The following is a 24,178-nucleotide window of genomic DNA, read 5'->3' as shown; positions in this document are numbered from 1 at the left end:
GTGCGAGGTCCCTGGCTGACATCGGGCATCGAGCGGTCGGTCGAAGTCGCCCGTCTCAACGAATGTAACGTATTTCGCGGGGGTCGGGAATCCAGCCCAGCGATCGCCCGAACACGCTCAGGGCGAAGACCTGGCCCGGCAGGTGGACCAGGAAGGGCTTCCCCAGGAAACGGTCCCCCCTCACCACCGGGCTCCCATCCCAGAAGCGCGAGTCGTTGGAGACCGGGCTGTTGTCCCCCAGCACGAAGTATTCGTCGGGGCCGAGCCGATATGGGGCATCCACCCCGAAGGGCCGCCTGGGCCCGACCGCGAGGCTCCCGGTATAGAAGATGTCCCGATAGATCCGGATCCCCTTCACCTCAACCTGGCCGCCCCCACCGATCCCGAACGCCAAAGGGCTGGCGAAGCTGCCCGACACCCCGTCGGCCGCGTTCTCGAAGTCGATGGGGTCGAACAGCGGCACGCCGTCGATTGAGATCGTCAGCCGACGGTCGATCGTCGAGCCTTCGAGGTGGGCGAACGACGGCGTCCCGCCCGGCGTGGACGCAAGGCCCGGGGTATGTCCCGTCGTCTCCAGGGTCCGGCCATTCCGGCGGACCTCGACGGATCCTTGACCATCGACCGGGATGCGGACCAGGAACCGGTCCCCGCCATGGTCGATCCGGATGAACAGCCCGGTCGCCCCGGCCTGCGGGGCGACCTGCGCTTCGAAGGCCAGATCGCGGACGAGGTTGTCGCCCCGGAGATCCCCGCCATTGTAGGGGCAGAAATCCCGTATCGGGCCGAACCGGCCCCGATCCGGATCCCAATGGCGATAGTTGAGCCAGTCGATCGCGTCCTCGTCCTCGGCCTCCGGGATCGGATCGTGGACGAAGCCGGTCCCCAGGTCCTTCCACCCGCTCGGGGCGGGCCGGCGCGATCCTTCGACCCGCAAGGTCCACCTGGGGAAGCGGTCCACGTCCGCCGGCTTGAAGGCGGCATCGTGGATCAGGATCCGGGTGGCCTTCTGCTCGCGGGGCGATTTGCGGGCGATGGACCCATCGATGAACACATCGCCATCAACCACCTGGATCGACTCGCCGGGCAGGGCGACCACGCGCTTGACGTAGGCCTGATCGGGTTCCCCGGGGCTCTGGAAGACGGCGACTTCCCAGCGGCGGGGCGTGCGGACGTCGAAGAAGAACTTCTGGACCAGGAGGCGGTCGCCGTTGCATTCCACGGAGACCTCGCGGTCGAGGTCATCCTGCCCGCAGTTCGGGCAGACCGGGCGGGGCGACCGGCCGCGTTCATCCATCCCGACCACGAACGGGAACCGGCAGTTCGGGCAGGTCACTTCCTTGTGATAGCCCAGCAAGGTCGGCGCCATAGAACCGGTCGGCACGACGTAGGCCTCGGCCGCGAAGGTCCGAAGTAGCAAGATCCCGATCCCCAGGAGGATCAGGAACTCGATGGTCGGCCGGCGGATCCCATCGTCTCCGGGGGCGCGTCCCGGGCGGTCGGCCGGCTCATCGGTCGAGACACGAAGCTCCGGGCCGTCCGATCGCTCGTCCATCTTGCGCCCCCCGAGGAGCGGCCCGTACAGCGAGCCGCCGCGTCATTCGTCCCCGTCGTCGAGCACCGAAAGGAAGGCTTCCTGGGAGATCTCCACGTTGCCCACCTGCTTCATCCGCTTCTTGCCTTCCTTTTGCTTCTCCAGGAGCTTCCGCTTCCGGCTGATGTCGCCGCCGTAGCACTTGGCGGTCACGTTCTTGCGGAGGGCCGAGATCGTCTCGCGGGCGACGACGCGCGTGCCGATCGCCGCCTGGATGGCCACCTCGAACTGGTGGCGATCGATCTCGGCGCGGAGCTTCTTGACCAGCTTCCGGCCCCTCCGCTCGGCGAATGCGCGGTGGACGACCACCGACAAGGCATCGACCTTCGCCCCAGCCACCAGTACGTCGAGGCGGCAGAGATCGTTCGCCTTGTAGCCCAGGACCTCGTAGTCCATGGTCCCGTAGCCGCGGGTCGAACTCTTGAGCTTGTCGTAGAGGTCGTAGATCATCTCGGCCAGCGGCAGCTCATAGGAGAGGATGGCGCGGGTGGGCGTCATGTACTCTGTCTTGAGGTAGACGCCGCGGCGATCCTCGCAAAGCTGCATGATCGCGCCGATGCAGTCCGACGGCAGGATGAAGTTGACCTTGGCGACCGGCTCGCGGAACTCCTCGATCTCACCCGGGTCGGGGATGCGGGTCGGGTTGGAGATGTGGAGCGTCTCGCCCTTCTTCGTGACGATCTCGTAGGTCACGTTGGGCGCGGTCTGGACGAGCATCAGCTTGCTCTCGCGCTCCAGGCGTTGCTGGACGATCTCCATGTGGAGCATGCCCAGGAACCCGCAGCGGAAGCCGAAGCCCAGAGCGTCCGACGATTCCGGCTCGAAGGTGAAGCTGGCGTCGTTGAGCGACAGCTTCTGCAAGGCGGTCCGCAGGTCCTCGAACTGGTTGTGAGTGGCCGGGAACAGGCCGCAATAAACGACCTGGGCCGGCTCCTGATACCCCTCCAACGCGTCGGTCGCGGGGCGGAGGGCATCTGTGATCGTGTCGCCGATCCGGACGTCGGCCAGCCGCTTGATGTTGGCGGTGACGTAGCCCACCTGGCCCACGCCGAGGTTCTCGCAGGCGGTCTCGCGAGGCCGGAACTGTCCGAGCGAGATCACCTCGTGCTCGGTCTCCCCGGCCATCAGGCGGATCTTCTGGCCGACCTTGATGTTGCCGTCGATGATCCGGAAGTAGATCACGACCCCCTGATAGTCGTCGAACTTGCTGTCGAAGATCAGGGCGCGGAGCGGGGCCTTCGGATCGCCGGGCGGGGGCGGGATGCGCTCGATGATCGCCCGGAGGATCTCCGGCACGCCGACGCCGGTCTTGCCGCTGACGGCCAGGACTTCGGACGGGTCGATGCCCAGGGTCGACTCGATCTCCTCGCGGATCTCGTCGGGGCGGGCCGCCTGCATGTCGATCTTGTTCAGCGCCGGGACGATGGTCAGGTCGCCGTTGATCGCCAGGTAGGCATTGGCCACCGTCTGGGCCTGGACGCCCTGGGTGGCATCGACCAGCAGGATCGCCCCTTCGCAGGCCGCCAGGCTCCGCGAGACTTCGTAGTGGAAGTCGACGTGGCCCGGCGTGTCGATCAGGTTCAGCTCGTAGTTCTGGCCATCCATGAGATAGTTGATGGCGACGGCCCGCGCCTTGATCGTGATCCCTCGCTCTCGCTCCAGGTCCATGTCGTCGAGCAGCTGCTCGCGAAACTCGCGCTGGGTGATGGCGCCGGACTGGAGCAGGAGCTGGTCGGCCAGCGTGCTCTTGCCGTGGTCGATATGGGCGACGATCGAGAAGTTGCGGATGAACCGGGGATCGAAGGCCATGGGGTTCCCGGGAACGAGGGAAGGAAGGGCCGGGAAGGGGTCAGGATCGCGGCGCGAGCCGGGGTCGATCGTGGCGTGCTCCGTCGGCGCGCAGCGGACCCGCGTCGATCCAGTCAACTCTATCCCGCGATGGCATGGCGGTCAATCCGACCCGCTCGACCCCGGCCGCCGGCCCGCTACAATGCTGCGTCGGCCGGTGCCGTTCCGAGTCCCCGGGGATCCCGCCCATGAACGACCGTCGTCGGACGATCGGCCGTCGCGCCCTGCTTCGCGGCAGCATCGCGCTCGCCCTGGCTCCCGCCCGGGTCCGGGCCGCCGCTGAGCTGGACCGGATCCGCGAGGCCGGCAAGGCGGCCGGGCTCGAACCGTTCCAGGCCGTCGAGACCGAGGCCTTCCAGGGGATCGGCGATGCACCGAAAGCGTTCATGGTCGAGGCCCTTGGCCTCTGCGAAACCCTGGCCGCCGATTATCGCAAGCACTTCGAACGGAAGGGCTTCGCCCTGACCCGCCCCGCCGCGAAGCTCCGGGTCATCCTTCTATCGAGCCCCCGGGCCTACGCGGCCTTCGAGAAGCAGCACGACCTGGAGAAGGCGGTGGGGGGCCATTACGACCTCACGGCCAACCAGCAGGTGACGTTCGATTCACGATCCGGCGGGCCCGATGCCACGCCCAACGCCTTGCGGATCAACACGTTCACGCTGGTGCACGAGACCGTCCATCAGTTGACGTTCAACACGGGCGTGCTCGACCGCAGCCACGATACCCCGGTCGCCATCAGCGAATCCCTGGCCACCTATGCCGAGACCTGGGGGCCGAGGCGGACCGGGGAGATCGGCCGGACAAATCGCCTGAGGCTCGACGGCCGCCGCGGCGACCGTTGGATCCCCCTGGAACGCCTGCTCACCGAGGACGCCCTGTTCGAGGACGAAGCGACCCAGCTCACGGCATATGTCGAGGCCTGGTTGCTGGGCTACTACTTCCTCAAAGATCTGGGGCGAACCCCGAAATTCCGGTCCTACCTGGCCGCGGTGAGGGAGAACCCCGACCCCGGGCGACGGATCGCCATCGCCTCCGAACACCTGGGCGACCTGGCCCGTCTCGACCGCCTATTGCAGCGGTCGAGGTGAGCCGGGACGATCAACCGAGCACGGGGTTCAGGCCCATGTTCTTCCGCATGTCGGCCCTCTGCTTCTCGTACTGCATCAGCATCTTGCGGTCGCGGTAGTGCTGCCGTTCCTTGCGGGCCTGGGCCGCGAGGACGAGCCGGCGCATCCGGAGGCTGGTCAACTCGCCCCTGCCGCGATAGCGCTTGCGGATCCGCATCGCGGGCTTTTCGCCGTAGGCCTCGATGATCTCGTCTTCCAGCGACACGAAGAACTGGCAGAAGCCGGGGTCTCCCTGGCGGGCGCAGCGTCCGGCGAGCTGTCGGTCGATCCGCCGCGATTCGTGCCGCTCCGTCCCGATCACGTGGAGCCCGCCCTGGGCGGCGATCTCGGGGAGCAGCTTGATGTCGGTCCCTCGGCCGGCCATGTTGGTGGCCACCGTCACCTTGCCCGGCCCGCCGGCCTGCGCCACGATCTGGGCCTCGATCTCGTGGTTCTTGGCGTTGAGGATCTGGTGCTCGATCTTGGCGACGTGGAGCAGGGCGCTCAGCTTCTCGGACTTTTCGATCGAGCGGGTACCGATCAGCACCGGCACCCCCTTGCCGTGCCACGCGACGATCTGATCGGCCACGGCCTGGAACTTCTCGTCCTCGGTTGAGAAGACGCGGTCATTGACCCACGACCGTCGCCCCGGCCGGTTGGTGGGGACCTTGAAGACGTTGACCTTGTAGACCCGCTTCAGCTCGCGGGCGTCGGAGGACGCCGTGCCGGTCATCCCGGCGAGCTTCTTGTATCGGAGGAAGAAGTCCTGCACCGTCACGCGGGCGGCGGTGATCGTTTCCAGGGTGATTTCGAGCCGTTCCTTGGCCTGGATCGCCTGGTGGAGCCCGTCCTGCCACTGGCGGCCGGGCATCATTCGGCCGGTGAACTCGTCGACGATGACGATCTCGCCGTCGAAGACGACGTAGTCGCGATCCTTGATGTAGGCGATCTGGGCCCGCAGCGCCCGCTCGACATACTCGTAGAGCCCGTCGACGGTGAGCATCCCGAACGAGGAGTGGCCGGCGACCGCCTGGACCTTGCGGCGACCCGACATGTTCAGTTCGGCCTTGCGCTCGGCCGGGTCGTACTTGAAGTCCTTGCCCCGGACCAGTGTCGCGGCCAGCTGGTCGGCCCCCAGGTAGGCGGCGGCCTCCTCCTGGGTCGGCTGATTATTGGCCCCGATGATGAGCGGGGTCCGGGCTTCGTCGATCAGGATCGAGTCGGCTTCGTCGACGATGGCGAACGAATGCCCGCGCTGGACCGGCGAGTCGCCGCCGTTGCTGGTCTGGCCGATGAAGGCCTGCTCGAACGTCTTGCGGGGGTTATCGCCGAGCTGGAGCCGCTTCAGCTCGTCGCGGAGGAAGTCGAAACCGAATTCCTTGCTGGTGCCGTAGGTGATGTCGCAGGCATAGGCCATCCGCCGGGCCGCGTCGGGCTGGCCGGTCTGGATGCAGCCGACCGTCATCCCCAACATCTGGAAGACCGGGGTGTTGAAGTCGGCGTCGCGCTGGGCCAGGTAGTCGTTGACGGTGATGACGTGGACGCCCTTGCTCGTCAGCGCGTTCAGGTAGGCCGGGAGGGTGGCGACCAGGGTCTTCCCTTCGCCCGTCTCCATCTCGGCCAGGCATCGGAAGTGGATCGCGGCCCCGCCGACGAGCTGAACGTCATAGTGGCGCTGCTTGACGGTCCTTTTGGCGGCCTCGCGGGTGAGGGCGAAGGCCTCGGGCAAAAGTCCGTTGAGCGAGTCGCCCTGCCGGGCGCGGAGCTTGAGGGCGGTGCTGCGTGCCTTGAGCTGGGCGTCGGTCTCCGCCTCCAGGGTCGACTCCAGGGCGTTGACCTGATCGGCGAGCAGGGCATATCGGCCCAGGCGACCGGCGTGGGTGGGCGCCGCCATCCGGTTCACACGGTTCAACCACTTCGGGCCAAGCTGACTCGCCATGACGGTGGACCCCCAAATGCTCGGACGGTTCGACGGGCGGCGCGGGTCGCCATCAGGAATGGGACGCCCGGACGATCGAACTTCCCGACCCGATCGTCATGGATCCCGGGTCGGGCGGCGCGTCAGGGTATCTTTATGGTCCTGCAAGCCGGTCGGGGTGAAGTAAAGGTAGTTGGGGGCCGTCACCCGGGGCATCCCATGATCCTTGACCCAATCCCGGAGCATGGCCCATTTTTCCGCCGCGTTGGGCTGACCGGGCGTCTCAACCTCTGGCGACCACCCCCAGTAGACGGGGACATTTTTCGTGGTGCTTGCGAAGAGGCCCTGGTCGGGGGGATTGGGCGGAGCGATCGCGGCGAATCGAATCGCCTCGGGACCATCGGCCATCGCGGATGTCGTGAGGAAGTCGGCCAGCCGGGCGGCCCGGAGCACCTTGAGGTCAACTCTCCCTTCCCGACCCCAGTATGAACCCGCCTTGATCTGATCGGGACCATCGAACCCCTCCAAGAGGATCAAGGGCTCGGCGCGCCCCCTTAGCCTCCGGGATTTGGGGTCGGCCGTCTCCCAGGCCAGGTCCTGGGCCGGGAGGATGACCCCATCGCGGTCGATGACGATCCGGCCCCCTTCGAACTGGGCCATCGCCACCGGCTGATAGTACGTCAGCGGGATCGTCAACGAGCCGTGGGCCTTCTCGATCCGGCCCACATCCTTGACCCAGGGGCAGAGCCGGAGCGATTTGCGGAGTTCGTCCAGATCCAGCGTCAGGAGCGAGATGCGATCGCCCGAACCGATGGCCTTGAGGAACTGGGCCGAGCCGGAGCGGATCCAGGGGTCCGGGGGCGGGACCAGCCGGACGTCACTGAGAGCGATCTGCTGGGAGGGCTGGGACTGGAGCCAGTCGCCCGACGATCGGAGCGCCCATCCGCCGACCACATAGATCCCGCCGACGATCGCCGCGATCGCGAGGAAGGCTAGCATGAGGCGCGAGACGGACAGGCGACGTGCGGTCGGGTGGGCCACCAACCGCGCAAACCGGCGCGTCGACCCCCGACGCGATTCGTCGGGGGCGTCGGCTTCGAACCGGCCTGTGATGTCGCGGTGCTCCGTCACCCGGTCTGCCCCTCCGCGTGGGCCTCCGCCCAATCTCGAATCGCCGCGATGCCCGGCGAGTCGCCGTCACCAAATCTTGATCTGCAAGGCCAGGTCGTGGCCGAATTGCTGCTTGACCTTCTGCCTGACCAGGTCGATCAGCCGGAGCACCTCATCGGACGTGGCCCCGGGATGCGCGACGATATAGTTGGCATGGCGGTCGGAGATCTCCGCCGCGCCGACGCGTTGACCTTTCATCCCGGCTCGCTCGATCAGGGTGCCGGCCGAAAGCTCGGGTGACGGGTTCTTGAAGATGCAGCCCGACCACTGGTGGCCGTAGGGCTGATTCTCTTTCTTGATGATCCAGATCCGCCGCATCCGCTTGACGACGGTCTCCGGATCTTCCCGCTCCAGCTGAAAGTCGACCGACACGATGACCGGATCATCGAGGTCGGAGGATCGGTAATCGAACCGGAGTTCGTCGGCGTCGCGGACGACCAACTCTCCGGCCTCGTCGACCACCGTCACGCTCCGGACGTGGGTGCCGATGGCCCCCTGGCGTCCCCCGGAGTTACCTTTCACGGCGCCGCCGACCGTGCCCGGGATGCCGGTCAGGACTTCGAGCCCGGCGAGCCCCGCCCGGGTCGTCTGGGAGATCAGGGCCGTGAGCGGGACGGCCGCGCCGGCCGTGACCCGGCCCCCGTCGATCGCGACGTCGGAGAAGGCCGGGCTTTCCAGGTGGATGACCAGCCCGGGGAAGCCTTCGTCGCGGACCAGGACGTTGGACCCGCCGGCCAGGATCCGCACCGGGATGTCGGACTCCCGGGCCCGGCGGAGCAGGGCGGCCACCTCGGACGCATCCCGGGGGCGGGCCAGGAAGGCGGCGGAGCCGCCCAGGCGGAACCAGGTATGGGGGGCCAGCGGCTCGTCAGTCGTGACGATCTCGCGAAACTCTTCGAAGGAATGCATCGGCTATCGTCCCCACATCTCCGGCCCCGAGCGTCACCAGCACATCGCCAGGTTCGAGATCCCGGTCCAACTCGCGAATCGCCTCGTCCAGGCAGGCGACCCGGGAGACCCGGATCCCCGCCTCGATCAAGGCACCGGCCAGCAGCCCGGCCATCGGGCCGCCCGGCCTGCCCAGTTCGTCGACGATCCAGACGAGGTCGGCCGGGGCGAACTCCCCGGCATCGAGCCCGGTCGCCCCCGCCCCATCGGGGCGATACACGACGCAGAGCCGACGACGCCCGTGGACCCGGCGTGCCATCGCCAGCGCCTCGCCGACCGCGGACGGTCCTCGCGCCTCGTCGTCTAACAGGGTAACACCTCGATAGCTCCCGCGTGACTCGAATCCGCGAGAAACGCCCGCGAACTCTTCCAGGGCTTCCTTGATCCCCCTCGCGGGGATCTCGGCGCGGGTGCAGGCGGCCACCGTCGCCAGGGCCGAGACCACCGCCGACAGGCCGGGGACCTGGAGCCGGACCTCGGCGACGAACCGGCCGCGATGGAAGGCCCGGAACCGCGAGCCCTGCCCCGCCTCGCGGACGTCGGCCCCCCACCACTCAACCCCACGGGCCAGCGAGAACCGTTCGACCTCCACCCCGGACGGTCGGTGATCGTTGGCGCAATCCGGGTCGCCTTCCAGGGCCAGGCCCAGGAGATAATCCCCCGGCGACGCCGCCGCGACGCGACTCCGAAGGGCCCGCGATCGCTCGGCCGGGTCGATCCAGCCGTCGATCAGGACCATGATCTCGGCGGAGACCTCCTCGGCGGCGACCTCGGCGACCACGTGCGGGCCCCGGCCGGATCGCCCCCAACCGCCGAGCTGCGGCGTGAAGGTGTCCAGGATCACCGTGGGGTCGTACCCGCAGTGGTTGAGCGTCCAGCCGATCATCGACGCGGCCACGCCCGCCCGGCGGTCGCCGGACACGGCCATGCCGACGCCCTGTCCGAGGCAACGGCCGATCGCGTCGGCGGGGGTCGTCTGCTCGATGCCCCGGAGCGTCGCCGCCAGCCGAGCCGGATGAGTCCGAGGGAGGTCGGGGTCGTGGATCAGGATGCGGGTTGATCGGGGCAGCCTCCGGTGGGCGTGGCCGGCATCGACGCGGATGCCGAGCCGCCGGAGCCGGGACGCGGTCGCCCCTTCCTCCGCGATCGTACCCGAGACGGCCTCGCCCTGCCGGGCCAGGACCTGCGCCACTCCGCGCATTCCCGGGCCTTCCAGCCCGACCAGCCGAGCCGAAGGTCCGCCAACCTCTCCGGCATCCCGCCCCATTCCCGACCGATTCATCGGCGAGCGCCCCCTCGACGGTGAGACCCCGGCAGCCTGCCACTCATCCCACACGGGATGCGACCACGCCGAGGTCTCCACCCCCTTATCGGCCCGGGACTCATCATTCTCACAATGATTCCCACCGGAGAATTTGGCCCATCCCGGAAGATCGACGTAACCCCCCGCATGGGAGCCTGTTGGTCGTGGGGGGGCATTTTGACTACAGTAGATCAAAGATGGGGGACGTTCCGTCCCGGCGCGGTCCGGGGCAGGGCGGCGTCCCCACCAGGACTGAGGACGCCCTTCCGATGACGAGCAGTACGGATCGCCGCGAAATCCGGGTCGGCCACAGCCCCGACTCCGATGATGCCTTCATGTTCTATGCCCTGACTCACGACAAGCTCGACAACGGCGACCTCCGGTTCGTCCATCAGCTCGAAGACATCGAGACGCTCAATCGTCGCGCCCTGAACGGAGAGCTGGAGGTTTCGGCCGTCAGCATCCATGCGTTCGCCTACCTGGCGGACCGCTACGCCCTGCTCGCCTCCGGTTGCAGCATGGGGGACCAGTACGGCCCGAAGATCGTCACCCGCGACCCCGCCACCCTGGACGACGTCCGCGGCCGGACGATCGCCATCCCGGGCAAGCTGACGACGGCCTACCTGACCCTCCAGCTCCTGTTGGGCAAGGACGTCAAGGTCGAGGTCATGCCGTTCGACCAGATCCTGCCGGCCGTGGTCGATGGGAGGGCGGACGCCGGCCTGATCATCCATGAAGGCCAATTGTACTACGGCGACAAGGGGTTGCATCAGGTCATCGACCTCGGGGTCTGGTGGCAGGAGCAGACCGGCCTGCCGCTGCCTCTGGGCGGGAACGTGGTCCGCAGGGACCTGGGCGAGGAGACGGTGAATGAGATCGCCCGGCTCCTGAAGGCGAGCATCGTCTACGCCCTGGAACACCGCCGTGAAGCCCTCGACTATGCCCTGAACTACGCCCGCGACCTCGACCCTGCCCTGGCCGACGAGTTCGTGGGGATGTACGTCAACCAGTGGACCGTCGACTACGGCGAACGCGGCCGGGCCGCGGTCCGGCTCCTGCTCCAGCGGGGTGCCGAGGCGGGGATCATCCCCGGCCCTCTGGACGTCCAGTTCATCGGCTGACCCGACCGGAATCGGGGCGGTCCCCCTCCGGGATTTTTTCCCGGAGAGGTCCGCGCCCCGGGCCGATTCCGCTACACTGGGGGTCTTCGCCGAGCCGATCCCGCCGTCGCCGTGATGGTCACCGCTCCCCCGTTTGGTCGCGATTTTGGAGAGGTCCTCCGCCCATGCCGAAAAGTTTCGATGCCCTGGCCAAGATCAAGGTGGACGAGAAGACCTTCCAGCTCTACCGCCTCGACGCCCTGCAAAAGCACGACATCGACCTGGATCGGCTCCCGTTCTCGCTCAAGATCCTCCTGGAAAACCTGCTGCGCAACGAAGACGGCGTGACGGTGACGGCCGATGACATCCTCGGCCTGGCCAACTGGGATGCCAAGGCCATCCCCAGCCGAGAAATCGCCTTCCGCCCCAGCCGCGTCCTGCTCCAGGACTTCACCGGCGTGCCGGCGGTGGTCGACCTCGCCGCGATGCGTGACGCCATGAAGCGGATGGGGGGCGACCCCAAGCGGATCAACCCCCTCCAGCCGGTCGAGCTGGTCATCGACCACTCGGTCCAGGTGGACGAGGCCGGCACCGCTCTGGCGTTCCTCACCAATGCCGAGCTGGAGTTCGCCCGTAATCGCGAGCGGTACGCGTTCCTCCGCTGGGGCTCCACGGCGTTCCAGAACTTCCGGGCCGTGCCGCCGGATACCGGCATCGTCCACCAGGTCAACGTCGAGTACCTGGCCCGGGTCGTGTTCAACTCCAATGATGCCCTGGAAGGGGCCCACGACCCCGAGCCGGTCGCCTACCCCGACACGCTGGTAGGTACCGACTCGCACACGACCATGGTCAATGGTCTGGGCGTCCTGGGCTGGGGCGTGGGCGGGATCGAGGCCGAGGCGGCCATGCTCGGCCAGCCGGTGTCGATGCTGGTGCCCCAGGTGATCGGGTTCAAGTTCTCGGGCAAGCTCCGCGAAGGGGCGACCGCCACCGACCTGGTGCTGACCGTCACCGAGCAGCTCCGCCGCAAGGGCGTGGTCGGCAAGTTCGTCGAGTTCTTCGGCGACGGCCTGTCCAGCCTCCCGCTCGCGGACCGGGCGACGATCGCCAATATGGCTCCCGAGTACGGGGCGACCTGCGGGATTTTCCCGATCGACTCCGAGACGCTCCGCTATCTGGAACTCTCGGGACGCCCGGCCGACCTGATCCGCCTGGTCGAGGTCTACGCCAAGGAGCAGGGGCTCTGGCGCGAGGCCGGGGGCCCCGAGGCAACCTACACCGACGTCCTGGAGCTGGACCTGGCGACGGTGGAGCCCAGCCTGGCCGGCCCGAAGCGGCCGCAGGACCGGGTGGCCCTGTCGGCGGCCAAGGAGTCGTTCCAGAAGGCCCTCAAGACGATGCACGATGCCCGCCCGGCCAAGGCATCCACGCCGGTCGCGGCCGCCGCCGACGTCAAGGGCGAGATCCGGCTGGAAGGGGAAGGGGGCGGCGGCACCGCCGTGGGCACCGAGGACCCGACGGCCCCCGCGGCCGCCTATCGCCCGCTCCGCAACGGCTACATCGACAACGGCTCGGTGGTGATCGCCGCGATCACCAGCTGCACCAACACGTCCAACCCGTCGGTGATGGTCGCGGCCGGCCTGCTGGCCAAGAAGGCCGTCGAGCGCGGGCTGTCCACCCAGCCGTGGGTGAAGGCCAGCCTCGCCCCCGGCTCCAAGGTCGTGACCAGCTACCTCGACGACGCCGGCCTGACCCCCTACCTCGACAAGCTCCGGTTCAACCTGGTCGGCTACGGCTGCACCACCTGCATCGGCAACTCCGGGCCGCTGTCGCTGGAGATCTCCAAGGCGATCCACGACGACGACCTGGTCACGGTGGCAGTCCTGAGCGGCAACCGCAACTTCGAGGGTCGGATCAACTCCGACGTCCGGGCCAACTACCTGGCGTCGCCCCCCCTGGTGGTCGCCTACGCCCTGGCCGGCACGATGGACATCGACCTGGCGACCGAGCCGATCGGGCACGGCAAGGACGGCGAGCCCGTCTACCTCAAGGACATCTGGCCGAGCCAGGCCGAGGTCCAGGAGACGATCCTCCGCTCGGTCCGCGCCGAGATGTTCCAGAAGGAATACGGCGAGGTCTTCAAGGGGGACGAGCGTTGGAACTCGCTGCAAGTTCCCCAGGGCGACCTCTACGAGTGGGACGACGCGTCGACCTATGTCAAAAATCCCCCCTACTTCCAGGGGATGCCCGACCAGCCGCCGCCCATCGTCGAGATCAAGGACGCCCGCGTCCTGGCCGTCCTGGGCGATAGCATCACGACCGACCACATCTCCCCGGCCGGCGCGATCAAGGTCCAGAGCCCGGCGGGCCGCTACCTGATCGAGCACGGCGTGGCTGTCTCCGACTTCAACTCGTACGGGTCGCGCCGCGGCAACCACGAGGTGATGGTTCGGGGCACGTTCGCCAACATCCGGCTCCGCAACAAGCTCGCCCCCGGCACCGAGGGCGGCGTCACCCGCCACCTGCCCGACGGCGAGGTGATGCCGATCTACGACGCGTCGGCCCTCTACCAGCAGGAAGGCATCCCGCTGGTGATCCTGGCCGGCAAGGAGTACGGCTCCGGCTCGTCCCGCGACTGGGCCGCCAAGGGGCCGAAGCTCCTGGGCATCCGGGTCGTGATCGCCGAGAGCTATGAGCGGATCCACCGCTCGAACCTGGTGGGGATGGGCATCCTGCCGCTCCAGTTCGGCGCCGGCGACGACGCCGAGTCGCTGGGCCTGACCGGCGAGGAGACCTACTCGATCGAGGGGCTCGCGGCGGGACTGGCCGACGAGTTCGCCCACGGCCGCCAGGTCACGGTGAAGGCCACCCGCCCCGATGGAGCGGTGCAGGAGTTCACCGCCACGGTGCGGATCGACACGCCCCAGGAGATCCGGTACTATCAACACGGCGGGATTCTGCCCTACGTGTTGCGTCAGCTGCTGGCAGGGTCCTCCGCGTCGACCGCGGATGGCGCCCGATCATGAGCCTGTCGCAACCCGCGCGGCAGGAGAATCGGGCCGATCAGGCGGCGTCGACGGGCCGGTCATCGGCCCGACGATCGCCCCGTCGGCCGCGAGTCGATGGCGATCCCGTCCCGGGCCCTTCGGGCCCGGTCGTACCCGGCTGGATCGCAAACCGTGATTTCGGTTAAGATATCACAGTTGATCGGCTGGGTTCGCGATCGGTTCCGCCCGGCGGACGACGCGCGAGCCCCGGCCGTGCCGCCCATCGGGGCTTCCGTCTCGCTCACCCTCCCCGAAGCGCCGGCGTCGCTTCCTCCGCGACGGCCGACCGGCGATCTTATTCAGGAGTCGGCCTTCATGTCGCAAGCGACGACCGAAGCCAAGCCCGCGACGACCAAGAACCAGGCCCTCAGCTGGTTGCGGATGATGCTGTTGATTCGCCGCTTCGAAGAGCAGTCCTACAAGCTCTATCAGATGGGCGGCAAGATCGGCGGCTTCTGCCACCTTTATAGCGGACAGGAGCCGGTCGCGGTCGGTTCGATCGGGGCGCTCCGCGACGACGATTATGTGATCACCGCCTACCGCGACCACGGCCACGCCCTGGCCCGCGGCATGGACCCCAAGCACGCCATGGCCGAGATGCTCGGCAAGTACACCGGCTGCTCCAAGGGGAAGGGCGGGTCGATGCACTTCTTCGACGCCGAGCGCAACTTCCTCGGCGGCCATGCCATCGTCGGCAGCCACATCCCGGTCGCCACCGGCGTGGCCCACGCGATCAAGTACCGCAGGGAAGACAAGGTCGTCATCTGCTACTTCGGCGACGGGGCCATCAACCAGGGCTCGCTCCACGAGGCCTTCAACATGGCCTCGCTGTGGAAGCTGCCGGCGATCTACGTCGTCGAGAACAACATGATGTCGATGGGGACCCACCTCCATCGCCACTCCTGCCTGACCGACCTGACGATCCGCTGCGGGACCGCCTATGGCATCCCGGGCGTGACCATCGACGCCAACGACATCGAGCTGGTGGCCGAGACGACCCGCGAGGCCGCCGCCCGCGCCCGCGCCGGCGAGGGGCCGAGCTTCATCGAGATGAAGACCTACCGCTTCCGCGGCCACTCGATGAGCGACCCGTCCAAGTATCGGACCAAGCAGGAACTCGAAGAGGCCAAGGCACGCGACCCGATCGTCTCTTACGGGATGGTCCTGAAGGAGCGAGGCTGGCTCGACGACGAGACCCTCGATCGCTACCACGAGGAAGTCAAGGCCGAGGTGGAGGAGGCGATCGCCTTCGCCGAGGCCAGCGATCCCACCCCGCCCGAGGCGCTCTACCAGGACGTCACGGTGGCCCACCACATCCCCCAGGAGTGACCATGGCCGTCATTGCCTATCGTGAAGCCCTGAATCAGGCGATGTCCGAGGAGATGGAGCGCGATGATCGCGTCTATCTGATCGGCGAGGAAGTCGCCGAATATGATGGCGCCTACAAGGTCAGCCAGGGCATGCTGGCCCGGTTCGGCGAGCGTCGGATCATCGACTCGCCGATTTCCGAAGAAGGCTTCGCCGGCATGGGCATCGGCGGCGCGATGGTGGGCCTCCGGCCGATCATCGAGTTCATGACCTTCAGCTTCAGCCTGGTGGCCATCGACCAGATCGTCAACAACGCCGCCAACATGCGGTACATGAGCGGCGGCCAGTTCTCGGTGCCGATCGTGTTCCGCGGCTCCTCGGGCATGGCCGGCTGCCTGGCCGCCACCCACTCGCACCGCCTGGAGGCGTGGTACGCCCACATCCCCGGGCTCACCGTCGTCATGCCGGCCACCCCGGCCGACGCCAAGGGCCTGCTCAAGAGCTCGATCCGGTCCGATGACCCGGTCGTCTTCATCGAGCACGAGGTCCTCTACGGCGACAAGGGGGAGGTCCCCGACGGCGAGCACCTGGTGCCGATCGGCAAGGCCAACATCGTCCGCCCCGGCGCCGATGTGACCCTGATCACCTACTCGCGGTCGCTCAAGGCGACCCTGGCCGCCGCCGAAGTCCTGGCCGGCGAGGGGATCGACGCCGAGGTGATCGACCTCCGGACGATCCGCCCGCTCGACATGGACACCCTGCTGGCCTCGGTGTGCAAGACCCACCGCGCGGTCATCATCGAGGAAGACTGGCCCTATTGCGGGCTGGGCGCCGGCATCTCCGACCGGATCATGCAGAAGGCGTTCGACGAACTCGACGCCCCGATCCGCCGCGTTGCCACCAAGGATGCCCCGATCCCCTACAATCGGGCCCTGGAAGCGTCGATGCTCCCCAACGTCGACCGGATCGTCGCCCAGGTCCACGACGTGATGTATAGCCGCCTTTGATCTCGGGTCGCCGTTCCTGGCGACTCCTCGGGATGAAGGGGACGGACCACTCCGCGATGTAGCGGGTCCGTCCCCGGTTCCGACCCTCCGGCCCATCGAATCATTGCTCTCGGCCCGCGCCGACATGCCTTTTGGGAGATAGCCCCCGTGCCGATCGAAGTAGCCATGGGGGCGATCAGCCCCACGATGTCGAGCGGTCAGATCGTCGAGTGGCGGGTCAAGGTCGGCGACAAGGTCAAGGAAGGCGACACCCTGGCCGAGGTCCAGACCGACAAGGCGGTCATGCCCCTGGAGTCGTTCGACGAGGGGATCGTGGCCGTCCTGCTGGCCAACGTCGGCGACGACGTCCCGGTCGGCCAGCGGATGCTGATCCTCGCCGGCAAGGGGGAAGACCCCAAGGCGATCGCGGCCTCCGCCGGCGGTGGCGCCTCGGCCAAGCCCGCCGCGAAGACCCAGCCCGAAGCCAAGGCCGAACCGGCCGAGGAGAAGCCGGAGGCCCAGCAGTCGGGCGTCCCCTATCGGGAAAACACCAGCAGCCCGACCCGCCCCGAGATCTCCGCGACCAACGGCCAGGACCACGCCCCGGCCACCGCCGCCGTGATCCACGAAGGGGGCCGGATCAAGTCCACCCCGCTGGCCCGCAAGATCGCCGCCGAGGCCAAGGTCGACCTCGGCCAGGTCGCCCCCAGCGGGCCGGGCGGGCGGGTGATCCGCCGCGACGTCGAGGCCTTCCTGGCGGCCAAGCCCGCCGCCGGCCCTGCCGGCAAGACGGCCGCCGCCCCCTCGGCGCCCCGGCCTTCCGGCCAGCCCCGCCGGATCCCGCACACGCCGATGCGGAAGACGATCGCCGCGCGGATGATCCAGGCCAAGACCACGGCGCCCGAGATCCACGTCTCGGTCGATATCCGGGTCGATGAGGTGGTCGCGATCCGCGAGCGGCTCAACAAGCAACTGGCCGCCGAGAAGGTCAAGCTCTCGGTCGGCGACTTCGTGACCAAGGCCGTCGCCCTGGCGCTCCGCAAGCATCCCGGGGTCAACGCGACGTTCGAGCCCGACGCCATCGTCGAGCATGCCGACGTCAACGTCGGCATCGCCGTGGCCCTGGAAGGCGGCCTGATGGTGCCGGTCATTCATCAGGCCGATACCCTGGGCCTCCGCGAGATCCGCACCGGCAGCCAGGCGATCGTCGATGCCGCCCGCGCCGGCAAGCTGACCTCGACGCAGCTGACCGGCGGGACGTTCACGATCAGCAACCTGGGCATGTACGGCGTGAGCATGTTCGACGCGATCCTGAACCTGCCCCAGGTCGCCATCCTCGCCGTCGGCGCCGCCGAGAAGCGGCCGGTCGTGGTGAATGACACCCTGACGGTGGGCACGGTCATGACCGTGAACCTGACCGCCGACCATCGCGCCGTCGATGGGGCTTTGGCCGCCGAGTTCCTCCGCACCCTGAAGGGCCTGCTCGAAGAGCCGACCTCGATGCTCCTATAATGGTTTCGATGACGCGATGATCGGGCCGGATCGGCCCGGTCACCGCCCGGAGCCCGGCGGGTTGTCCGCCCGATCGATCCTCGAAGGGAACCCATGGCTTACGATTTCGATCTCGTCGTGATTGGCGGCGGGCCCGCGGGCTACGCCGCGGCGATCCGCGCGGCACAACTCGGCAAGCGTACCCTCTGCGTGGAACGCGACAAGCTTGGCGGCATCTGCCTGAACTGGGGCTGCATCCCCACCAAGGCCCTGCTGACCAACGCCCACCTCGTCGAGTTGATCTCACGCCATGGCAAGGCGTTCGGATTCACCGGCACCCCCGGCTGGGACTTCGGCCAGATGATCGCCCGGAGCCGTTCGGTCGCCGGGAACCTGAACAAGGGGATCGAGCAACTCTTCAAGAAGTACAAGGTGGCCTCGAAGTTCGGGACCGCCAAGATCGTCGCCCCCCACACGGTCCAGATGGGGGATGAGAAGGTCACGGCCGAGTCGATCGTGGTCGCCACCGGCGTCCGCCCCCGGCCCCTGCCGGGCGCCGAGTTCGACGGCAAGACGATCATCTCCTACAAAGAAGCGATGTCCCTGCCCGCCCAGCCGAAGTCGATGATCATCATCGGCGGCGGCCCGATCGGCCTGGAATTCGGCTACTTCTACAACGCGATCGGCACCAAGGTCACGGTGATCGAGCTGCTCGACCGGATCCTGCCCGGGGAGGACGAGGAATCGTCCGCGGCGTTGCAGCGGAGCTTGACCAAGCGCGGGATCACGATCCTCACCGGCTCGAAGACCGGCAAGGTCACGAAGACGGGCAACGGCGTCAAGGTCGAGGTCGAGACACCCAAGGGCCCGCAGACGCTGGAGGCCGACGTCTTGCTGGTCTCGATCGGCGTGCTGGGCAACGTCGAGGGCGTCTTCGCCGACAGCCTCAATGTCGAGCTGGTCAAGGGCCACATCAAGGCCGATCCCAAGAACGGCTACAAGACCAGCGTCCCGGGCGTCTACGCCGTGGGCGACGTGATCGGGCCGCCCTGGCTCGCCCACGTGGCACATCACGAGGCGATCGCCTGCATCGAGACCCTTTGCGGCAAGGCCCACCGCGAGGTCGACTACTCCAACGTCCCCGGCTGCACCTACACCGACCCCGGCGTGGCCAGCGTCGGGCTGACCGAGAAGGCGGCCCGCGAGGCCGGCCACGAGATCCGCGTCGGCAAGTTCCCGTTCGTCGCCAGCGGGCGGGCCCAGGCGGCCGACGAGACCGAAGGGTTCGTCAAGCTGATCTTCGACGCCAAGCACGGCGAACTACTCGGCGCCCACCTCGTCGGCTCGCAGGCCACCGAGCTGATCGCCGAGTTGGTCATGGCCAAGAAGCTCGAAGCGACCGAAGAAGAAATCATCCACGCCATGCACCCGCACCCGACCTTCTCCGAGGCCGTCATGGAAGCGGCCGGGCAGGCCCTGGGCGAATCTGTCCACATCTGATCTCAGATCGCCGTCCGGCCTCGACCGCAAGTCGAGGCCGGTTCGGCCCGATTTACCTCATTGCAGGTCCCTGGCCAGTCGCACGCCGCTGAATTGCCAGCGGGCTTCGGGCCCGAAGAAGTTGCGATAGGTCGGCCGGATGTGGGACCTCGGCGTGGCGCACGACCCGCCCCTGAGGACGATCGTGTTGCACATGAACTTCCCGTTGTATTCGCCCAGCGCCCCGCTCGCCGGCCGATAACCGGGATAGGGCGTGTAGGGACTCTGGGACCATTCCCAGACGTCACCATACATCTGGACGAGGCCGGCGTCCCGGGTTGGCGAGGGTGCGGGGTGATACCGGCCGCTTTCGAGGAAGTTCCCCTCGATGGGCGACCGGGACGCGGCAACCTCCCACTCCGCCTCGGTCGGCAGCCGGGCGCCCGACCAGCGGGCAAACGCGTCGGCCTCGTAATAGCTCAGATGCGTCACCGGCTCGGAGGCGACCACCGGGCGCAGGCCGGCGAGGGTCATGGTCGACCACGCTCCATCGTGCTGCACCCAGTAAAGGGGCGCCGACCAGCCGCGTGTTTTGCGGGCGGCCCAGCCGTCGGAGAGCCAGAACTCCGGCCGGTCGTAACCGCCGTCGTCCAGGAAGGCCATGAACTCGCCGTTGGTCGCGGGTCGGCTGGCCAGCGCGAAGGCCTCGAGGTATGCCTTGTGCCGGGGCGACTCGTTGTCGAACGCGAACCCCGAGCCCTCGAATCCCACCACGTTCAACCCCGCCTCGAACTCGACCCAGTCGACTGGCCCGGGTGATGACGTCGAATCGGGCTGCCGGTCCAGGTAGGCTGGTCGAAGCGGGTTGCTGGCGAAGGCATGCTTGAGGTCGGTGACGATCAGTTCCTGATGCTGCTGCTCGTGATGCAACCCGAGGACGATCAAAGGGGCCAGCCGTTCGAGCGTATCCCCGTCCGCGGCCCCGAGCCATTCCCCCATCCGGTCGTCGACGCCCCGGCGATAACGCTCCACCTCGCCGATCGTGGGGCGAGACAGCAGGCCGCGGCGATCGCGGGCGATCCGCTCGCCGATCGCGTTGTAATAGGAATTGAACAGGAAGTTGTATCGCGGGTCGATCGTCTGGTAATCGGGCAGGGCCGAGGCCAGGACGAAGGTCTCGAAGAACCAGGAGGTATGCGCCAGGTGCCACTTGACCGGGCTGGCATCCGGCATCGACTGGACGACGAAGTCCTCGGGCTCCAGCGGCTCGCAGAGGCGGTCGGTCTGGCCCCGGACGGCCACATAACGCGCCAGGAGATCAGAGGGGGAGATGGGTTCTGCCTGCCCGTCGAGGCTCGCGGTGGTCAGGATGCGTGTCAAGAGAACGGTCCCCAGCTATTCGGGCCTGCGGAAGGTGTCAGATGGCCCACGTCTCGCCTTCGTCGGTCCGCGCGACTTCGATCCGAGGGCGTTCCTGGCCCGGGATCAAACGGAAGGTCAGGGGCAGGACCTCGCTCGCCAAGACCTCCGCGCCATCGACCGTCGCCTTGCCGACGAGGTCGAGGCGGCCAGCGTTTGCCCGGTACAATTCCAGAGACCAGGGGGAGCGGTCGACGATCATGAATTCGCGAACGTTGACCTTGGCATAGAAATCACGTTTGCGACGGGCCGGGTCGCCCGGGCTGAGGACCTCGACGGCAAAATCGGGGCCGCCTTCCCAGTGCGTCCCCCAATCCTTCGCCGAGTTACCATCCAGATAAACCGCCACGTCCGGCTCGCGATAATTCTGAGTCCAGCCCTCGCCGCGATCGCTGACATTCAGACCTGCGAAGGACCGTCCATTCCCCCGGGAGCGGCAGATGGTCCGGAAGATCGCCGCAAGTTCCGTCACGATCCACTGGTGGTCGACGTTGGGCAAGGGCGACATGACGTAGTCTCCATCCCAGATCTCGTCCCGCTTATCGAGGCCGAGGCGTTGCCGCTCGGCCTTGAGTCGTTCGATGAGGTCGGGATCGCAGATAAGCATGGCCGTCATGTCGTCCTCCTGCGAGATTCAGCGAGCGGCCACCGCCCGGGAAACGCGGGGGGCCGAATGGATGGCGCGGCCGTCCACGTCGAGGGCGGCCTCGCGGAACGCCTCGGACAGGGTGGGGTGGGCGTGGCAGATCCGGGCGATATCCTCGGCGCTTCCCGAGAATTCGAGGATCGCGACCGCCTCGGCGATCATGTCCGAGGCCCTTGGGCCGATGATGTGCACGCCCAGGACGCGGTCCGTCTTGGCGTCGGCCAGGATCTTGACCAGCCCCTCGGGCTCGTCCATCGCCTTGGCCCGGCCGTTGGCGACGAACGGGAATTTGCCGACCTTGTAGTCCAGGCCCTTGTCCTTGGCCTGTTCCTCGGTGATCCCCACGCTGGCCATCTCGGGCCAGGTGTAGATGACCCCGGGGATCGTGTCGTAATTGACGTGGCCCGCCTTGCCGGCCAGGATCTCCGCGAACGCGGTCCCCTCATCCTCCGCCTTGTGGGCGAGCATGGGGCCGTCGATCACGTCGCCGATCGCCGAGATCGAGGGGACGTTGGTGCGGAAGTGGGGATCGACGGCGACCTTCCCGGTCCGGGCATCGTACTTGACGCCCACCGCGTCGAGTCCCAGGCCGTCGGTGTAGGCGCGACGACCCACGGCGACCAGCACTTTCTCGGCGTCGAAGGTGAGTTTCTGGCCGTCCTTATTGGTCTCGGCCGAGACCAGGGCCCGGCCCTTTTCGACCTTGGCGCCGGTCACCTTGGTGGAGAGCTGGAACTCCATGCCGAGCTTGGCCAGAGACTTGTGGAGCAGCCCGCCGATCTCGAGGTCGGCCAGGGGGGTGATCCGGTCCAGGAACTCGATGACGGTGACCTTGGCCCCCAGGCGGAGCCAGACCGAGCCCAGTTCCAGGCCGATGTAGCCGCCGCCGACCACGACCAGCTGATCGGGCACCTTCGAGAAGCTCAGGGCCTCGGTCGAGCTGACGACGGTCGTCCCGTCGAACTTGAGGAACGGCAACTCGACCGGGGCGCTGCCGGTGGCGATGAGGATGTGGCCGGCGTCGAGGGTCGTCTCCTGGCCATCCTCGCCCGCGACGACGACCGAGGTCGGCGAGGCGATCCGGGCCGAGCCGTGGACCGTCGTGATGTTGTTCTTGCGGAACAGGAAGCGGACGCCGTCGGTCAGTTCCTTAACCACCTGATCCTTGCGGGCGAGCATCGCCGGGAGATCGAGGCCGATCTCCCCGACCTTGATCCCGTGCTTGCCGAACCGCTTCTTGGCCAGGTAGAACAACTCGCTGGAGTCGAGCAGGGCCTTGCTCGGGATGCAGCCGATGTTCAGGCAGACGCCGCCGAGGGTCGCCCGCTTCTCGACGCACGCCACCTTCATGCCGAGCTGGGCCGCGCGGATGGCGGCGACATAGCCCCCGGGACCCGCGCCGATCACCACCAGGTCGTAACGCTCCGCCACCAGAGGCTCCTTCGACATTGAGGATATGCCGGACGCGGCGACCCGGTCGGCTTCGCGATCGAAGCCAGGGCCGGGGCCGCCGCGTCCATTATAGAGGTCCGGTTGCCGGATGGCTCAGAGTTCGAGCATCAATCGCTCGGGGCTCTCGATGCAATCCTTGATCTTGACCAGGAAGCTGACCGCCTCGCGACCATCGACGATGCGATGGTCGTAGGAGAGGGCCAGGTACATCATCGGGCGGATCACGATCTGGTCGTCGACCACGACCGGACGCTTCTGGATCGAGTGCATCCCCAGGATGCCGCTCTGGGGCGGGTTCAGGATGGGGGTCGAGAGCAGCGAGCCGAACACCCCGCCGTTGGTGATCGTGAACGTCCCCCCCTGGAGGTCGGACACGGCGATGGTCCCCTCGCGGGCCTTGGCGGCATACTGGCCGATCGCCTTCTCGATCGCGGCGAAGCTCAGCTTGTCAGCGTCCCGGATCACCGGGACCATCAGCCCGCGCTCGGTGCTGACGGCGACGCCGATGTCGTAGACGTTGTTGTAGACGATGTCCGCGCCGTCGATCCGGCCGTTCACGCCGGGGAACGTCTTGAGGGCCTCGATCGTCGCCTTGATGAAGAACGACGAGAACCCCAGGGCGACGCCGTGCTTGGCCTTGAAGCTGTCCTTGTACTTCGCCCGAAGCTCCATGACCTTGGTCATGTCGGCCTCGTTGAAGGTCGTCAGGATCGCGGCGGTGTGCTGCGCCTCGACCAGCCTTTGGGCGATCTTCTGCCGCAGGCCGCTCATCCGCTTCCGGGTCTCACGCCCGGCCGCCGGGACCGGCGAAGGGGACGGGGCCGGGGCGGCGGGGGCGGGGGCGGGCTTCGCCGGCAGCGTCTCCATGTGGGCGAGGACGTCGCCCTTGGTGATCCGGCCGCCGCGGCCGGTCCCTTCGACCTGAGACGGGTCGAGGTTGTTTTCGGCAACGAGGCGCCGAACCGACGGGGCCAGGGCATCCGCCCCTCCGCCGGTCACGGTGGAGTCGACGGGCCGGGCTTCATTGGTCGCGGGCACGGCCGGGGCCGGGGCCTGGGCGACCGCCGCGCGGGCCGGCTCGGCCGCCTTCGCCGGGGCGGCGGCGGGTGCCGATGCCGAGGGGGTGCCGTTGGGATCGAGCGAGCCGATCACGGCACCGATGGCCACGGTCTCGTTTTCCTGGACCTCGATCTTGAGCGTCCCGGCCGACGGGGAATTGACCACCTGGCTGGCCTTGTCGGATTCCAGCTCGAACAGCGGCTCGTTGGCCTTGACCATCGAGCCGTCGGACTTCAGCCAACGTGCCAGGATCCCTTCGGAGATCGATTCGCCGACGGACGGGACCTTGATCGGGATGGCGGCCATC

The 24,178-nt window shown here is 67.7% G+C and carries 17 protein-coding genes; 7 read left to right on the top strand and 10 right to left on the bottom strand.

Annotated elements, in window-relative coordinates; all coding sequences use genetic code 11:
* Positions 1–55: 55 nt before the first annotated feature.
* Complete coding sequence (gene lepB, locus TA3x_RS22790; RefSeq protein WP_435016972.1) at positions 56–1,552, bottom strand: signal peptidase I; 1,497 nt, start codon at positions 1,550–1,552, stop codon at positions 56–58.
* Positions 1,553–1,594: 42 nt separating this feature from the next.
* Positions 1,595–3,400 (bottom strand): translation elongation factor 4, encoded by a 1,806-nt coding sequence (gene lepA / locus TA3x_RS22785; protein WP_435016971.1) that lies wholly within the window; start codon positions 3,398–3,400, stop codon positions 1,595–1,597.
* A gap of 227 nt (positions 3,401–3,627) precedes the next feature.
* Between lepA and TA3x_RS22780 the strand changes: the two genes are divergently transcribed.
* Positions 3,628–4,527, top strand: a complete 900-nt coding sequence (locus TA3x_RS22780) for a DUF1570 domain-containing protein (protein ID WP_435016970.1) — start codon at positions 3,628–3,630, stop codon at positions 4,525–4,527.
* Positions 4,528–4,537: 10 nt separating this feature from the next.
* Here TA3x_RS22780 and TA3x_RS22775 read toward each other — a convergent pair whose 3' ends face one another.
* From TA3x_RS22775 to TA3x_RS22760, 4 genes are all read right to left on the bottom strand, one after another.
* Entirely contained in the window at positions 4,538–6,484 is a 1,947-nt protein-coding gene (locus TA3x_RS22775; protein WP_435016969.1) for a preprotein translocase subunit SecA, read from the bottom strand.
* Positions 6,485–6,580: 96 nt separating this feature from the next.
* Positions 6,581–7,594, bottom strand: a complete 1,014-nt coding sequence (locus tag TA3x_RS22770; protein ID WP_435016968.1) for a cell division protein FtsQ/DivIB — start codon at positions 7,592–7,594, stop codon at positions 6,581–6,583.
* A 66-nt stretch (positions 7,595–7,660) separates the two neighbouring features.
* A complete protein-coding gene (murB, locus tag TA3x_RS22765; protein WP_435016967.1) occupies positions 7,661–8,542 on the bottom strand; it encodes a UDP-N-acetylmuramate dehydrogenase in 882 nt (293 codons plus the stop codon).
* Positions 8,502–9,848, bottom strand: a complete 1,347-nt coding sequence (locus tag TA3x_RS22760) for a glutamate ligase domain-containing protein (RefSeq protein ID WP_435022415.1) — start codon at positions 9,846–9,848, stop codon at positions 8,502–8,504. The genes murB and TA3x_RS22760 overlap by 41 nt, the downstream gene beginning before the upstream one ends.
* Before the next feature lie 305 nt (positions 9,849–10,153).
* On the opposite strand from TA3x_RS22760, the gene TA3x_RS22755 reads away from it, so the two are divergent.
* From TA3x_RS22755 to lpdA (TA3x_RS22730), 6 genes are all read left to right on the top strand, one after another.
* Entirely contained in the window at positions 10,154–11,005 is an 852-nt protein-coding gene (locus TA3x_RS22755; RefSeq protein ID WP_435016966.1) for a menaquinone biosynthesis family protein, read from the top strand.
* 164 nt (positions 11,006–11,169) lie between these two features.
* Positions 11,170–14,010 carry an aconitate hydratase AcnA gene (gene acnA, locus TA3x_RS22750; protein ID WP_435016965.1) on the top strand — a complete coding sequence of 947 codons (2,841 nt, stop codon included), beginning with the start codon at positions 11,170–11,172 and terminating at the stop codon, positions 14,008–14,010.
* A gap of 336 nt (positions 14,011–14,346) precedes the next feature.
* Positions 14,347–15,360, top strand: a complete 1,014-nt coding sequence (pdhA, locus tag TA3x_RS22745; protein WP_435016964.1) for a pyruvate dehydrogenase (acetyl-transferring) E1 component subunit alpha — start codon at positions 14,347–14,349, stop codon at positions 15,358–15,360.
* 2 nt (positions 15,361–15,362) lie between these two features.
* Positions 15,363–16,346 (top strand): pyruvate dehydrogenase complex E1 component subunit beta, encoded by a 984-nt coding sequence (locus TA3x_RS22740; RefSeq protein ID WP_435016963.1) that lies wholly within the window; start codon positions 15,363–15,365, stop codon positions 16,344–16,346.
* A gap of 147 nt (positions 16,347–16,493) precedes the next feature.
* On the top strand, positions 16,494–17,837 hold the full coding sequence (locus TA3x_RS22735) for a dihydrolipoamide acetyltransferase family protein (protein ID WP_435016962.1): 1,344 nt from the start codon (positions 16,494–16,496) through the stop codon (positions 17,835–17,837).
* A gap of 93 nt (positions 17,838–17,930) precedes the next feature.
* Complete coding sequence (gene lpdA / locus TA3x_RS22730; RefSeq protein ID WP_435016961.1) at positions 17,931–19,316, top strand: dihydrolipoyl dehydrogenase; 1,386 nt, start codon at positions 17,931–17,933, stop codon at positions 19,314–19,316.
* Between the two features lie 57 nt (positions 19,317–19,373).
* Here the strand turns inward: lpdA (TA3x_RS22730) and egtB are convergent, their stop codons facing one another.
* The 4 genes from egtB to odhB all read right to left on the bottom strand — a co-directional run bounded on the left by egtB (position 19,374) and on the right by odhB (position 24,177).
* Entirely contained in the window at positions 19,374–20,666 is a 1,293-nt protein-coding gene (egtB, locus tag TA3x_RS22725) for an ergothioneine biosynthesis protein EgtB (RefSeq protein WP_435022413.1), read from the bottom strand.
* 46 nt (positions 20,667–20,712) lie between these two features.
* The gene (locus tag TA3x_RS22720; RefSeq protein WP_435022411.1) at positions 20,713–21,321 is read right to left on the bottom strand and encodes a Uma2 family endonuclease; all 609 of its coding nucleotides are present in this window, start codon (positions 21,319–21,321) and stop codon (positions 20,713–20,715) included.
* Positions 21,322–21,348: 27 nt separating this feature from the next.
* Entirely contained in the window at positions 21,349–22,791 is a 1,443-nt protein-coding gene (lpdA, locus tag TA3x_RS22715) for a dihydrolipoyl dehydrogenase (protein WP_435016960.1), read from the bottom strand.
* Positions 22,792–22,905: 114 nt separating this feature from the next.
* A complete protein-coding gene (odhB, locus tag TA3x_RS22710) occupies positions 22,906–24,177 on the bottom strand; it encodes a 2-oxoglutarate dehydrogenase complex dihydrolipoyllysine-residue succinyltransferase (RefSeq protein WP_435016959.1) in 1,272 nt (423 codons plus the stop codon).
* Between the last annotated feature and the right edge of the window lies 1 nt (position 24,178).

Source organism: Tundrisphaera macrotermitis, from assembly GCF_051175315.1.
Taxonomy (GTDB): domain Bacteria; phylum Planctomycetota; class Planctomycetia; order Isosphaerales; family Isosphaeraceae; genus Tundrisphaera.
Note: the sequence above shows the minus strand (reverse complement) of the source record. Positions and strands in the feature narration are given on the sequence as shown.